Annotated in this window: 11 protein-coding genes and 5 pseudogenes; 4 read left to right on the plus strand and 12 right to left on the minus strand. The window is 71.1% G+C overall.

The features are described 5' to 3' along the window. A partial coding sequence (locus JNW87_RS23140) for a PadR family transcriptional regulator (protein WP_238454384.1) occupies positions 1 to 453 on the plus strand: 453 nt, incomplete at its 5' end. Between the two features lie 76 nt (positions 454 to 529). Here JNW87_RS23140 and ispG read toward each other — a convergent pair. From ispG to dxr, 3 genes and pseudogenes are all read right to left on the minus strand, one after another. Then, positions 530 to 1702: a flavodoxin-dependent (E)-4-hydroxy-3-methylbut-2-enyl-diphosphate synthase gene (ispG, locus tag JNW87_RS23145; protein ID WP_238454385.1), complete on the minus strand. Its 1173-nt coding sequence runs from the start codon at positions 1700 to 1702 to the stop codon at positions 530 to 532. 8 nt (positions 1703 to 1710) lie between these two features. After that, positions 1711 to 2957, minus strand: a pseudogene (locus JNW87_RS23150) (RIP metalloprotease). Then, a complete protein-coding gene (gene dxr / locus JNW87_RS23155; protein WP_238454386.1) occupies positions 2957 to 4168 on the minus strand; it encodes a 1-deoxy-D-xylulose-5-phosphate reductoisomerase in 1212 nt (403 codons plus the stop codon). Before dxr ends, JNW87_RS23150 begins: the two are co-directional and overlap by 1 nt. Before the next feature lie 670 nt (positions 4169 to 4838). Between dxr and JNW87_RS23160 the strand changes: the two genes are divergently transcribed. Continuing rightward, on the plus strand, positions 4839 to 5003 hold the full coding sequence (locus JNW87_RS23160; protein ID WP_161557984.1) for a hypothetical protein: 165 nt from the start codon (positions 4839 to 4841) through the stop codon (positions 5001 to 5003). A 100-nt stretch (positions 5004 to 5103) separates the two neighbouring features. Here the strand turns inward: JNW87_RS23160 and JNW87_RS41655 are convergent, their stop codons facing one another. The 5 genes and pseudogenes from JNW87_RS41655 to JNW87_RS23180 form a co-directional block, all read right to left on the minus strand. After that, positions 5104 to 6312 (minus strand): aminomethyltransferase family protein, encoded by a 1209-nt coding sequence (locus JNW87_RS41655; protein WP_375373536.1) that lies wholly within the window; start codon positions 6310 to 6312, stop codon positions 5104 to 5106. Beyond that, positions 6295 to 7412 (minus strand): annotated as a pseudogene (locus tag JNW87_RS41660) (FAD-dependent oxidoreductase); the annotation flags it as partial. The gene JNW87_RS41655 and the pseudogene JNW87_RS41660, both read right to left, overlap by 18 nt. Then, positions 7394 to 7588: an FAD-dependent oxidoreductase gene (locus JNW87_RS39715; protein ID WP_255544229.1), complete on the minus strand. Its 195-nt coding sequence runs from the start codon at positions 7586 to 7588 to the stop codon at positions 7394 to 7396. The gene JNW87_RS39715 and the pseudogene JNW87_RS41660, both read right to left, overlap by 19 nt. Before the next feature lie 150 nt (positions 7589 to 7738). Then, positions 7739 to 7960 (minus strand): transposase, encoded by a 222-nt coding sequence (locus JNW87_RS23175; protein WP_309234029.1) that lies wholly within the window; start codon positions 7958 to 7960, stop codon positions 7739 to 7741. 192 nt (positions 7961 to 8152) lie between these two features. Continuing rightward, a pseudogene (locus tag JNW87_RS23180) lies at positions 8153 to 8455 on the minus strand (GNAT family N-acetyltransferase); the annotation flags it as partial. A 307-nt stretch (positions 8456 to 8762) separates the two neighbouring features. Here JNW87_RS23180 and JNW87_RS23190 point away from each other — a divergent pair. Beyond that, positions 8763 to 9506 (plus strand): annotated as a pseudogene (locus tag JNW87_RS23190) (phytoene desaturase family protein); the annotation flags it as partial. On the opposite strand, the gene JNW87_RS23195 reads toward JNW87_RS23190, so the two are convergent. The 3 genes from JNW87_RS23195 to JNW87_RS23205 all read right to left on the minus strand — a co-directional run bounded on the left by JNW87_RS23195 (position 9487) and on the right by JNW87_RS23205 (position 12916). Next, entirely contained in the window at positions 9487 to 10140 is a 654-nt protein-coding gene (locus JNW87_RS23195; RefSeq protein ID WP_109804828.1) for a TMEM175 family protein, read from the minus strand. The pseudogene JNW87_RS23190 and the gene JNW87_RS23195 sit on opposite strands and share 20 nt — an antisense overlap. Positions 10141 to 10339: 199 nt before the next feature. Next, on the minus strand, positions 10340 to 11920 hold the full coding sequence (locus tag JNW87_RS23200; protein ID WP_238454389.1) for a Rieske 2Fe-2S domain-containing protein: 1581 nt from the start codon (positions 11918 to 11920) through the stop codon (positions 10340 to 10342). 129 nt (positions 11921 to 12049) lie between these two features. Further along, positions 12050 to 12916, minus strand: a complete 867-nt coding sequence (locus tag JNW87_RS23205; protein WP_109804830.1) for a tetratricopeptide repeat protein — start codon at positions 12914 to 12916, stop codon at positions 12050 to 12052. A gap of 91 nt (positions 12917 to 13007) precedes the next feature. Here JNW87_RS23205 and JNW87_RS23210 point away from each other — a divergent pair, with 91 nt between their 5' ends. Then, positions 13008 to 13232, plus strand: coding sequence for a DUF2631 domain-containing protein (locus tag JNW87_RS23210; protein WP_236648443.1), 225 nt, complete (start codon positions 13008 to 13010; stop codon positions 13230 to 13232). A gap of 76 nt (positions 13233 to 13308) precedes the next feature. Here JNW87_RS23210 and JNW87_RS23215 read toward each other — a convergent pair. Continuing rightward, positions 13309 to 13988: pseudogene (locus JNW87_RS23215) on the minus strand (cell division protein DivIVA); the annotation flags it as partial.

Here is a 13988-nt window from a genome sequence, read left to right on the forward strand (position 1 = left end):
CGGGGCCGGGGACGGCGGCCCAACGTGCGGGGCGCCGTGCTGGCCCTGCTCACCGAGCGGCCGATGCACGGCTACGAGATGATCCAGGAGATCGACTCCCGCACCGGCGGGGCCTGGCGGCCCAGCCCCGGCTCGATCTACCCCACCCTCCAACTGCTGGAGGACGAGGGCGTCATCGTCGCCACCGACGGGTCGGGCGGCGGGCGCAAGCGGTTCGACCTCACCGACCAGGGGCGCGCGGAGGCCACCGAGGCGGCGCAGACCCCACCCTGGGGGGAGTTCGCCGAGAACACGGTCAACAGCTGGCACGACATCCGGGACGCCGGCGCGCAGGCCATGAACGCGCTGCGCCAGGTGATGATGACCGGCACCGACGACCAGCGCGAACGGGCCGCCCAGGTGCTCGACGAGACCCGCCGCAAGCTCTACGCCATCCTCGCCGAATCCGAGTGACCACCGACCCGCGTACGCGCAGAGGGCGGCCCTCCCCCACGGGGACGGCCGCCCTCTGCGACGGTGCGTCGGAACGTCAGTGCACGGTGACCCGGGGGCCGGGGACCATGTCGCGGAGCTCCTCGGGGATCTCGGCGCCCATCTCGTCGGCGATCCGCAGCGCCTCCTCGATCAGCGTCTCGACGATCTGCGCCTCCGGGACCGTCTTCACGACCTGGCCCTTGACGAAGATCTGCCCCTTGCCGTTGCCCGAGGCGACGCCGAGGTCCGCCTCGCGGGCCTCACCCGGGCCGTTCACCACGCAGCCCATCACGGCGACCCGCAGCGGCACCGGCAGCCCCTCCAGGCCGGCGGTGACCTCCTCGGCCAGCTTGTAGACGTCGACCTGGGCCCGGCCGCAGGACGGGCAGGAGACGATCTCCAGGCCCCGCTCGCGCAGGCCCAGCGACTCCAGGATCGCGTTGCCGACCTTGATCTCCTCCACCGGCGGGGCCGACAGCGAGACCCGGATGGTGTCGCCGATCCCCTCGGCCAGCAGCGCGCCGAAGGCCACCGCCGACTTGATGGTGCCCTGGAACGCCGGGCCGGCCTCGGTCACGCCCAGGTGCAGCGGGTAGTCGCACTGCTCGGCGAGCTGGCGGTACGCCCGGATCATCACCACCGGGTCGTTGTGCTTGACCGAGATCTTGATGTCCCGGAAGCCGTGCTCCTCGAAGAGCGAGCACTCCCAGAGCGCCGACTCGACCAGCGCCTCGGCGGTGGCCTTGCCGTACTTGGCGAGCAGCCGCTTGTCCAGCGAGCCGGCGTTGACGCCGATCCGGATCGGCACCCCGGCGTCGCCGGCCGCCCTGGCGATCTCCTTCACCTTGTCGTCGAACTGCCGGATGTTGCCCGGGTTGACCCGGACGGCCGCGCAGCCGGCGTCGATCGCGGCGAAGACGTACCTCGGCTGGAAGTGGATGTCGGCGATCACCGGGATCTGCGACTTCTTGGCGATGGCCGGAAGCGCCTCCACGTCGTCCTGGCTGGGCACGGCGACCCGGACGATCTGGCAGCCGGACGCGGTCAGCTCGGCGATCTGCTGGAGCGTGGCGTTGACGTCGGCGGTGAGGGTGGTGGTCATGGACTGCACCGAGACCGGCGCACCCCCACCGACCGGTACGGAGCCGACCATGATCTGGCGGCTGACCCGACGCGGGGCGAGCGGCGGCGGCGGTACGGGGGGCATACCGAGACTGACAGCGGTCACTTCAGCACTCACCTTGGGAAGAGCGTGATCGGGTTGACGACGTCCGCGGTGATGGTCAGCAGCGTGAACACGCCACCGATCAGGATCACCGCGTACGTGATGGGCATGAGCTTGAGGTAGTCGACGCGGCCCGGGTCGGGACGGCCCAGCCGGGCGAAGAGCCAGGACCGGGCCGCTCGAACCAGGCGATGGCGATGTGCCCGCCGTCCAGCGGGAGCAGCGGCAGCAGGTTGAACACGCCGATGAAGAAGTTCAGCGAGACGAAGAGCATGAAGAAGATCAACCAGGCGTTGTTCTCCACGGCCTCGCCGCCGAGCCGGCTGGCGCCGACCACGCTGATCGGGGTGTCCACGTCCCGCTCGCCGCCGGTGATGGCGGTCCAGAGGGCGGGGACCTTCTGCGGGATGCGCTGCATGGCGTGCACGGTCTCCACCGCCATGGTGCCGGTGAAGTCCGCGGTCGCGCCGAACGCGCCGACCGGCCCGTACGTCAGCCGGGCCGGGGTGCTGGGCTGGAGCGCGACGCCGAGCGCGGAGACCGCGGCGGTGGCGCCCTTGGGGTCGTCCAGCGGCGGGCGCTGCACGGACGCGAGGTCGACGGTGGCGGTGGCCGGTGTGCCGTCGCGCACGTACTCGACGGTGGCGGTGCCCGGCTTGGTGCCGCGTACCACGTCCAGCATGTCGCCCCAGCTGCTCACCGGCCTGCCGTTGACGGCGGTGATCCGGTCGCCGTCGCGGAGCTGGGCCTTGGCGGCCGGGCTGGCCGGGTCGCCGGCCTGGCAGGCGCGGTTGGCGTTCTCCACCACCACGCAGGGGGCGAGGGAGACGACCGCGGGCTGGGCCCGGAACTCCTGCTCCGTGCTGGGGAAGTCCGGGTTGGGCAGGCCGGCGGACATGGCGATGACCCAGAGCGCGACCAGGGCCAGCGCGAAGTGGGTGATCGAGCCCGCGGACATCACGATCGTCCGCTTCCAGACCGGGTAGCGCCACATGGCCCGCGGCTCGTCGGCCGGGTCGACGTCGTCGTCCTGCGGCGTCATCCCGACGATCTTGCAGAAGCCGCCGAGCGGGATGCCCTTGACGCCGTACTCGGTCTCCCCCCGCCGGAACGACCACAGCGTCGGGCCGAAGCCGACGAAGTACCGGGTGACCTTCATCCCGAAAGCCTTGGCGGTGAGCATGTGCCCCGCCTCGTGCAGGCTCACCGAGATGAGGATCGCCAGGGCGAAGAGCACCACCCCGAGCAGGTTTGCCATCAAGCTCCTTCCACCGACGCCGCGATGATCTCCTGGGCGTGCGTTCGTGCCCACGACTCGGCGGCGAGCACGTCCTCGACGGTACCTGGTTCGGCGAAGTCCGGAGCGTCCTCCAACACCCGCTCGAGGGTGTCGACGATGCCGAGGAACGGCAGCCGCCCGGCGACGAAGGCCGCCACGCACTCCTCGTTGGCCGCGTTGTAGATCGCCGGCCGGCAGCGCCCGGCCGCACCGGCGGCCTTGGCCAGCGCGACCGCCGGGAACGCGGCGTCGTCCAGGGGGAAGAACTCCCAGGTGTGTGCCTTCGTCCAGTCGACCGCGGCGGCGGCGCCCGACACCCGGTCCGGCCAGCCGAGGCCGAGCGCGATGGGCAGCCGCATGTCCGGCGGGCTGGCCTGCGCGAGGGTCGAGCCGTCGGCGAACTCGACCATCGAGTGGATCACCGACTGCGGGTGGACCATCACCTCGATGTCGGCGTAGGGCACGTCGAACAACTCGTGCGCCTCGATCACCTCCAGCGCCTTGTTGACCATGGTGGCGGAATTGATCGTGACGACGGGACCCATGTTCCAGGTCGGGTGGGCGAGGGCCTGCGCGGGCGCGACCTCGGTCAACTCGTCGCGGCGCCGGCCCCGGAACGGGCCGCCGCTGGCGGTGACCACCAGCCGCCGCACCTCGCCGCGGGTGCCGCCGCGCAGGCACTGCGCCAGCGCCGAGTGCTCCGAGTCGACGGGAACGATCTGCCCCGGCCGCGTCACCGCGGCCTCCACCAGCGGGCCGCCGGCGACGAGGGACTCCTTGTTCGCCAGGGCGAGGGTACGGCCGGCGCGCAGCGCCGCGAGGGTGGGCGCCAGCCCGAGCGAGCCGACCACCCCGTTGAGCACCACGTCACACGGCCACCCGGCCAGTTCGGTCATCGCGTCGGGCCCGGCCACGATCTTGGGCAGCTTGAAGTCGCCGGTGGCCCAGCCGCGCCGGCTCGCCTCGGCATAGAAGGCGAGCTGGAGGTCCTGCGCGGCGGACGCCTTCGCCACCCCGACCGCCTCCACGCCCAGTTCGAGGGCCTGCGCGGCGAGCAGCTCGACGTTGCCGCCGCCCGCGCCGAGCGCGACCACCCGGAACCGGTCGGGGTTGCGCCGGACGATGTCGATGGCCTGGGTCCCGATCGAGCCGGTGGACCCGAGCAGGACGAGGTCGCGGGGAGAGGTCACCCGGCCATTCTTCCCCAACGGTGCTGAACGCCCGCTGGGAGCCTCACTCCCCGCCGTCCGGTTCCTCCACCGGCGCCTCCTCGTCGAGCAGATCGGCCGGGTCGACCGAGAACTCGAACGGCTGCCGCATGACGAAGGTGGTGCCGGCGGCTGCGGCGGAGAGCGGCCGATACTCCCCCTCGACCAGCTCGTGGAGGGCCAGCGCAGGAACCCGGTTACGCAGGTCGACCCGGAGGAAGAAGGGGAACCCCGGCCGCGGCGTACTCGCGACGCCGGTCGATCACACCGCTGCGGTGGTCGGCCGGCGACACGATCTCGCCGAGCAGGACCGCCGATGAGATGTCAATCGCCGTTCGGCCGCCTCCCGGAGTGCGCAACATGGCGAGATCCGGGATAAAGATATCATCCCAGAGATGACATTGACCGAGTGGTAAGCCCACACGCGAGCCGATCGTCCCGCCTGCCGGAGGCGATAGGCGAGCTCCCGTTGCACCGCCCGCCGGTCGGGCCCGCATCCGGGCGTGACCACGACGCAGCCACGCAGCACCTCCACGCGCGGGCCGAGTTCTCCGGCAACAGGTCGAGCGCTGCTCGTGCGGTCCACGCGTCGTCACACCGACCGATGCGGCCCGGTGGGCGCCTCATCGTCGGCAACTTCCATCCGCGCAACGTGACCAAGGCGCTGATGGACCACGTGCTGGACTGGCGGCTCGTCCACCGGACTGAGGAGGACCTGGACCGGCTCTTCCAGGCATCGGACTTCGGACGCCCGACCACCCGCGTGATGTACGAGCCCGAATCGATCAACCTGTTCGCCGAGTGTGTCAAAGACTGATGCGCCGGCCTGTCCCGCGTCAAGAACCTGGCTCAAGATTACGGTCATGCCCAGGGTGGATGAGATAGAGCTCGATGAGATCGGTGGATACTCCTACCCCTCACATCTTTATCCGTTTGTTGGCGGGATCGTAGAGCGGTCGCAGCGAGACCACGGCCGGGTAGGTCGAGGCGCCGATCTCGACGGTCCACTTGCCGGAATCGATCCACGCCTGATCGAGCGGCTGGCGTGCGTCAACCATCGCGAGGCCGACCGCCCCGCCGAGCGAGAAGCCGTACGAGGCCGCCCGGATGTAGCCGACCGGCGTGCCGTTGCGGAGCACGACCTCGGCGTGGAACATCAACGGTTCGGGGTCGGTGACCAGCACCTGCACGAGCCGGCGGGTGAGCGGCCCCTCGGCCTTCTTGGCCAGCACGGCCTCGCGGCCGATGAAGCCGCCCGGCTTGTCGAGCGCGACTGCGAAGCCAAGACCGGCTTCGAGGACCGAGTCGGTGTTGTCGATGTCGTGCCCGTAGTCGCGGTAGCCCTTCTCCATCCGCAGACTCGACAGCGCCTTGAGCCCGGCATGCCGCAGACCCACCGCCCGGCCCGCCTCGACGAGCCGGTCGTAGACGTGCACGGCCTGCTCGGCGGGGACGTAGAGCTCATACCCCAGTTCGCCGAGGTAGGTGATGCGGATGCAGAGCACGCGGGCGAACCCGAGGTCGATCTCGCGCGCCGTGCGGAACGGGAACGCCTCGTTGGACATGTCCTGCGTCGTCACCGACGCCAGCAGTTCCCGCGAGCGCGGTCCCTGGATGTTGATCTGCGCGTAGCCACCCGAGACGTCGGTGACGAACGCGTGCGCGTCCCCGAAGTGGCGGCGCATCCTCGCTTCGACGTGCCGGTGCGCGGTGTCCGAGGCAACGACCCAGAACCGGTCGTCCCCGAGCTTGGTAACCGTGAGGTCGGCCTCGAGCGTCCCGCCCTCGTTGAGCCACTGCGTGTAGGTGATGACGCCCGCCTCGCCGTCGACGCGGTTGGCGGAGATGCGCTCGAGTTCGCGTCCAGCGTCGCGTCCCTGCACGAGGAACTTCGACATGAACGACATGTCCATGAGGATCACGCCTTCGCGGGCGGCGCGGTGCTCGGCCTCCCAGTACGGGAACCAGTTCTGCCGCCCCCACGACAGCGCATCGACCTTCGGCTCGACACCCTCGGGCGCGTACCAGTCGGCACCCTCCCAACCGCTCACGTCCTTGAAGTACGCGCGCTGCTCGACGAGCCGGTGGTGCAGCGGGGAGAGCTTCGCATTGCGAGCGGTCTGCATCGAGCGGCCCGGGTAGTGGCACTGGTAGACCATGCCGAGCGACTCGACCGTGCGCGTCGCCCGGTACTCCGGGTTGCTCTGGTAGGCGTGCAGCCGGTCGATGTTGATGCCGGTGACGTCGATGTCCGGTCGGCCGTCGACGATCCAGTGGGCGAGTGCGCGACCGATCCCGCCCCCCGTCAGGATGCCGATGGAGTTCAGCCCGGCCGCCACGAAATAGTTCTTCAGCTCGGGCGCCTCGCCGACGATCGGCTGCAGGTCGGGGGTGAAGCTCTCGGGCCCGCAGAAGAACTTGCGGACGCCCACCTCCATCGAGACCGGGATCCGCTCCATCGCCTTTTCCAGGTATGGCGCCATCCGGTCCCAGTCGGGCGGTAGCTCCCCGAACGAGAAGTTGTCGGGGATGCCCTCGATCTTCCAGGGCGCGCAGACGGTCTCGAAGAGCCCGAGCATCAGCCCGCCGCCCTCCTCGCGGAAGTAGCCGTACGACGCCGGGTCTTCGAGTACGGGCAGGGATCCGTCGACGCCCTCGACGGGCTCGGTGATCAGGTAGTAGTGCTCGGCCGCCTGCAGCGGGATGTTCACGCCCGCAGCCGCGCCGAGCTGGCGGGCCCACATGCCCGCGCAGTTGACGACGTACTCGGCCTCGATGTCGCCGTACGGCGTCCGTACGCCTGTCACCGCGCCGCCCCGCCGCAGCACGCCCGTGGCCGGGACGCCCTCCAAGATCTTCACCCCCTTCATCCGGGCGCCTTGGCGAGCGCCATCGTGACGTCCACAGGGTTCGCCCGGCCGTCCTGCGGCACGTAGAAGCCGGCGAGCAGGTCGTCCGTGCGGGCGAGGGGGAACAGCTTCTTGACCTCGCCCGGCGAGATCTCGTGAACGTCGACTCCGCAGTACCGGTTGAACGCCGAGACGCGGCGGTATTCCTCCAGGCGGCCCGGTTCGGTCGCGAGTTCGATGAAGCCGACTTGCTTCAACCCGGTGGCGAGCCCGGTCTCGGCCTCGAGTCGGGCGTACAGGTCGCGGGTGTACCTGCGCATCTCGGTGGAGGTCTCGGACGTCGAGCCGAACGTGACCATCAGCCGGCCGCGTGCCATGTGGTGCCGGACGTCAGTTGGTCGCGTTCGAGCAGCACCACGTCGGTCCACCCGAGGTGGGCGAGGTGGTACGCGACGGAGGTCCCGATGATCCCGCCGCCCACCACGACGACGCGCGCACGATCTGGGACGCCGCTCGGCGCGGGGCCGCTCTTGGGCGGTGTCGGCAGGGTCATGGTCGCTCCGATCCTGATTGACGAGTTCGCCAGGCGCGTCGATTATGGCCGTCCCGACCGCGCGCACCGCCGTCGGCCGGTCACCTCGACAGGTCTGTCCGATCCTGGACCGCTACCCCTAGACCCGCAGCGCCGCGAACCAGTGCCTCGTCATACAGCCTTGAACGGGTAATCCGGGTGGCGGATTTTGGATCCGGTGGCGAATCCGGATTTCGGTTTGGCGCGGTGGTTGCGCCAGCGGATGTAGTCGCCGATGGCGGCGTCCTGCTCGGCGTGGCTGCGGTGGTCGGTGCCGTTGAGCGCGAAGTAGCCCACTGCGGCGAACTCGGCTTCGATCCAGTTCAGCCGGGACGCGTAGGTCGGCAGGAACACCAGTTCCACCAGGTTGGCTTCGAGGCCGGTGCCCCGGTACGGCAGGAACAACTGGCGCAGGTGCCGCCGGTACGGGCGGTGAAGCGGACCCGATCGGGGGCGCCGTCGAAGCGGATCAGCACGGCGCCGACGATAGGGCCGCAGCTCGCCTGCACACCCCCTGTTCCAGGCATGGGCGCGCGGCGGAACCGGTCAGTCGGGACGGTTGAGAACGAAGGTCTCCAGTTCGGCGCCGCCGTACCAGTCGGTGCGGACGCCGAGATGGGTCATGCCGAGCCGGCGGGCCACCGCCGTCGACGCCTCGTTGCCCGCCATCACCACCGCGTAGACCTGCCGGGCGCCGTCGGCGAACTCCCGGTCGAGCACCGCCCGGGCCGCCTCGGTGGCGTAGCCGTGCCCCCAGGAGTCGGGGTGCAGGTGCCAGCCGATCTCGATGTCGTCGGTGGGGGTCACGCCGTCACGGCCCGGCAGCGGCTTGAGCAGCACGCTGCCCGCCGGCCACGGGAGGGGCGGCTACTTCCGGGGCTTCCCGGGGCGTCACAACGGGTCGTTCCGGAACTTGGGCGGCAGGCTTCCCGGACAGCACCAGCTTGGAAAGCCCCATGAACGCGAGGGCCGGAACGGCGGACAGCAACCAGCCGGACAGGCCCGGCTTAGCCACGGCACCTGGCTGGTCGCATGGCCGGCTGGACCCCGGCGCACGGCATGTGCGACCGGGAAATCCCCTGCCCGTTGGACTACCCGCACCGTCACCGCATCCAGCCCCGTACGGCCGTTGCTGCCGCCGTGGCGGCACGGGCGGGAGGTGGCCGCCTCCGTGGTGCTGGGGGCCTGCGACCCGTACCGGCTGATGGACCTGCTGCCCGACGGCGCGCTCCCGGCGCCCCTGGCCGAGCGGATGGCGGCGGTCCGGCGGCCCGGCACCACGCTCAAGCTCAACCTGGCGCTGACCGGGCTGCCCCGCTTCTCCTGCCTGCCGGCGGACGCGCCGAGCCCGTTCGGCTCGACCATCCACCTGCTGCCCGGCTCGGCGTCGCTGGTGGGGGCCGGCGGCGAGTCGCCGATGGCGGCGCTGCGCGCGATGTGGGCGGACGTGCAGGCCGGCCGGCTGCCCGAGGAGCCGACCATCGGGTGGTACCTGCACACCACCGTCGACCCGTCGCTGTCGGACCCGGCCGGGCACCACTCCTCGGCGCTCTTCGTCCAGTCGGTCCCCTACGAGCTGGCCGGCACAACCTGGGACGAGGCGCTGCCCGGCTACGTGTCCCGCCTGATCGAGATCTGCGAACGCTACGCCCCCGGCGCCGGCGACCTGATCGCCGACGCGGTGCCGCTCCCGCCGCCCGGCATCGAGGCGCACTTCGGCATCACCGGCGGCCACATCCACCACGTCGACAACACCGTCTCGTTCACCGACCGGATGCCGTACGCCACCGGCGTCGACGGGGTCTACGCCGGCAGCGCCGGCTGCCACCCCGCCGGCAGCGTCATCGGCGCCGCCGGCCACAACGCCGCCCGCCGCATCCTCACCGACCTCGGTCGCTGACCTCCCCGCCGCCTTCGGCGGAGAATCGGGGCAGGTCGCCGGGGCGGCGGATGAGGGAGAGGCCGACGAGCAGCAGGTAGAGGAAGAGGCTGAGGATCGGGTCGACGAAGACGAAGGCGAAGGCGATCAGATAGAGCGGTGGGCGCAGCAGCAATCGCCGCGCGACCGCCCGGGCCAGCCGGGGATCCAGGTCGGGGTGGAGCAGCCGGTGCCGCCGAGCCCACCACCAGCTCAGGTTGAAGAAGAGCGACTCACCGAGCACGGTGCCGACGTAGAGGGCGGCGGTCAGCCGTTGCTCGGCCGCGCTGCCGCGCAGGTTGTCCGAGAGCAGGTCGGCGGTGAACGGGATCGCGGCCACGAAGAGCAGCAGGAGCAGGTTGAACACCAGCAGCACCTGATCCACCCGGACCACGTACCGCCACATGTTGTGGTGGCCGAGCCAGATCTGGCCGGCGATCCCGAAGGTGATCACGTACGCCAGGTAGGACGGCCAGGCGTGGGCGAGGGCGTCGGGGAGCTGCCTCCCGCCGGCCCTGGCCGGGCCGTACTGGAGCAGCTCGACGGCCATCACCGTCAGCACGACCGCGAAGATCCCGTCGCTGAACGTCTCCACCCGGGACGGGTCCCGGGCCATCTCCCGGTCCCGCCGGTACCGGTACTCCCTCTCTTCTCCGCCTGCCGCCGTCACGCCCCGCCCCGCTCTCGCTGGTGTCCGGTCGGTGCCGGTCTGCGACTTTCGCCACCCACCACCACTGCATGATCGCGCAGGGAGGGGCCGCGCGGGCGCGGATCGGAGGTGCGGCCGTTGCGCCGTCGGCGCGCCGGCCCGGTCGTCAGCTGAGCGCCTCGCCGGCGGGGGCGGGGGTCTGCTCGTCGGCGCGGTGGGCGCGGATCTTGTGGCCGACGCTGGTGAGGCAGCGACCGCTGGACAGGTCGAACCTCCAGCCGTGCAGCTGGCAGGTGAGCTGCTCGCCCTCCACGATGCCGAACCGGCTCAGGTCCGCCTTCAGGTGCGGGCAGCGGCGCTGCACCACCCAGCCGTCCAGCGTGATGTCCTCGGCGTCGACGGCCCGCTCGTGCTCGTCGTACCAGCCCTCGGCGTACTGGAGGCGCTCCTCGGAGAGGCACTTGAAGAAGGCGTAGACGAACTCGTTGTACTGGCCGATCCGGGCCGCGGAGAAGCGGCAGGAGAGGAAGAGCGAGTTGACCCAGTCCACCTCGCCGATGTGCAGCAGGTGCTCGATCAGCGCCCGCTCGGTACGGAACCGGTAGCGCACCTTCTCGTCCGCGTACGGCCGGACCTCCTTGCCCGGGAAGTCGACCACGATCGACTCGACGCTCTCCCCGTCGTAGCCCACGAGGTCGAAGCGGACCGGGCCGCCCACCCCCTTGGCCAGGTAGATCGACTCGTCCAGCAGGGGCTCGATCCGGCGCTTCATCTCGCCGAGCACGTCCACCTCGGGGTGCCGCCAGGACGCCTTCTCCGCCTCGATGACCGAGCGCTTGCGCTCCCGCATCTCCTCCAGGTGGGCGACCTTGTCCGCGAAGAACTCCTCCACCGGCACCGGGTGGGTGGTGGTCGCGCCCTCGGTGGTGATCTCGGCGACGCTGCCGGGCAGCAGCACGATTCCGTTGGTGCCGCCGACCTTGGCGTACTCCGCCATGAAGACCGACTGGTCGGGGAAGATGTTGCCCTCGTCGCCGTGGATGTCGTTGAACTGCCACAGCGCGTCGTCGAGGAAGCAGGGCGGCCCGGCGATCGGGAAGACGTGGTCGGCCTTGAGGTCGTCGATGTAGCGCCAGGTGCGGTCGAACTGCCGGTCCCGCTTCTGCTTGCCGAACGCGGTCTTGGCCGCCTGCGGCAGCTCGTAGACCATCGGATACCAGATCGCGCCGGAGAACTGGAGCAGGTGCGCGTGCACGTGGCCCAGCTCGGCGAAGACGGTCAGGTCGGTCGGGCGGGCGTCGTTCTGGTTCAGCAGCCGGACGCCGTCGTACTCCACCCAGAGCGAGGAGTCACCGATCGGGCCGTCGGTCGGGCTGGTCAGCGCCTGGATCATGATCTTCAGGCCGCCGGGCAGCTCCACGACCTGCTCGTTCGGCGCCTTGAGGAACTTCGTGAAGCCCAGCTCCCGCAGCTCGTCCTCCATCTCCGAGGTGGGGAACTCGGGGAGCAGGACGGTCGCGTCCTTCGAGATGCGGTCGCGCAGGTGCTTGGCGTCGAAGTGGTCCCGGTGCAGGTGCGAGACGTACAGGTAGTCGACCTGACCCAGGGTCTCCCAGTCCAGCAGCGAATTGTCCGGAAAGGGGAACCAGGAGGCGAAATAGGCCGGATTGACCCACGGGTCGCACAGGATGCTGCCCGCGGCCGTGTCGATCCGCATGCTGGCATGTCCCGTACCGGTCACTCGCACCGCAGTCCCCCTCAAAAAGACAATCAAGGTGTACGTCAAAGACGCTACCTGAGGCAGTGTGGTCGCCGACCCGCGACGCCGCTAGTGCCGATCCGCCCCGCCGACCCGGGTCCGACGACCCTGGCCGGATCAGCCCCCGACCGTGCCGGTCCACCTCCGCCGCTCCGGCGCGGCCGCCCGCCAGCTCTCCAGCAGGGCGGGGATCTCGTCGACCGGGGCGGCCAGGCTCACCCGCTGCTCGCCGGTGACGGCGTGGTCGGCGTCGTGGTTCAGGGTGTCCTCGCTGCAACAGGTGCAGATCGCCGCGAAGCTGCTCCACGGCTCCGCCCCGTAGTCCCGCTCTTCGAAGACCGCGACCAGGGCGCGCACATCGTCCGCCCGGGCCACGTCGACCCGGACCACCGAGGTCGGGAGCGCAGACCCCCGCCACAACAGCAGCTCGTCGAAGACGGGGTAGCTACGGCCGTCGACCTCCCGCCGCCCCTTGGGTTCGCCGTCGTGCACCACGATCTCGCCGAACCGGCGACCCGACTCCGGCGTGGGCACGCTCAACACCCGGGCCCGGGTCGGGCAGAGCCGGCGCGTCCAGACCACCTCGGCGGGCCCGGTCGGGTTGAGCCGGACCAGGCCCGGCCCGAGATCCTCGGCGATCTCGCCCTCGCCGTCGGGCAGGTCCACCCCGAAGCCCCGCCAGGCGTCCCGGGCGGTGGCCCAGTCCTCCATGATCGTCGCCGCGATGCCCAGGTTCCAGAACGCCGGGTCCTGGCTGTCCCGCTCCGCCCGCGCCGCCGCCTCCCGGCCCAGCTCGTACGCCTTCGCCCAGTTGCGCAGGAACTTGTGCGCCAGCGCCGCGTCGTACCACCAGATCCCGGCACCGGAGTGGTCCGGGTGCCGCCGCGCCAGCCGCTCCAGCAGCTCGGCGGCGACCGGCCAGTTCTCCGCCTCCCACGCCTCGTACGCCGTCTTCAGTACCTCACGGTCGTCCGCGCGGGTCATGCCGTCCCCCAGACAGGTCGGACCCTGCGCCGGGGCCGGCGCGGGGCGTGCCAGACTAACCGGAGATCCGATCGCGAGGGAAGGACCGACAGTGGCAGGAAGCGAGCCGGTAACCGCGCCAGATCAGCACAAGCCCGGGCACCGCAAGTCCGGGCGGATCGGGGCGGTGCTCTCGGCGGTGGCGTTGGTGCTCATGGCGCTCTGCGGCAACCACGAGGGCAAGGTCGAGGACATCTGGCTGGTCGGGCTCGCCGTGCTGCTGCTGGCCATCGTCATCGGCGACTCGGTGCTGCGCCGCAACGGCCTGCGGCACTGACCCGGCCCGGCACCCAGGACCAGCAACGCGCGAAGGCCCGCCCCCGTCGGGGGCGGGCCTTCGTCGTCGTACGGGCTCAGCGGCCGAAGAGGATGTCCTGCACGTCCTTGAGGGCGGCGTCGACCTCGGCTTCGAAGTAGCCACCGGGCACCAGGCCGAAGCGCAGGGTGTCCAGGTCCTTCGGGTTGACCGGCATCGGATTGCGGCCCTGCATGCCGCCGAGCAGGCTTTCGAAGAAGCGGTCCACCTGGTCCGGGTCGTAGCCGCTGCCGAAGCGGCGCACCTGGAAGCTGCGCCGGATCTGGTCGACCCGGTAGAGGTCGCTGCCGGGCGGGCCGGCCATCGGGGGGCCGACCATCGGCGGGCCACCGACCGGCGGACCGGCCATCGGCGGACCCCCGCCCATGCCCTGCTGCGGCAGGGCCGGCGGGCCGGCCGGGCCACGGCCGCGCATGTCCCGCAGCTCCCGCTCGGACATCCGGATCTCGGCGGTCATGTCGGCACGCCCGTGCCGGCCGGCCTCGAAGCCGTCGAAGCGCTGGTCGTCCTGGCCGTACCCGCCCGGCTCCTGGCCGTATCCGCCCGGGCCCGGGGGCAGGCCGCGCGACGGCGGGCCGCCGTGTCCCATCGGGGCGCCCGGACCCATCGGGCCGGGGCCACCCGGGCCGCGCGGCGCGTCGTACCCGCCGCGGGGGGCGTCATACCCGCCGGCGAAGGCGCCGGTCGGCTCGTCGTACCGGCCGTAGCCGGCGGGCG

It is taken from the genome of Micromonospora sp. ATA51, assembly GCF_016802855.1.
GTDB lineage: Bacteria > Actinomycetota > Actinomycetes > Mycobacteriales > Micromonosporaceae > Micromonospora > Micromonospora sicca.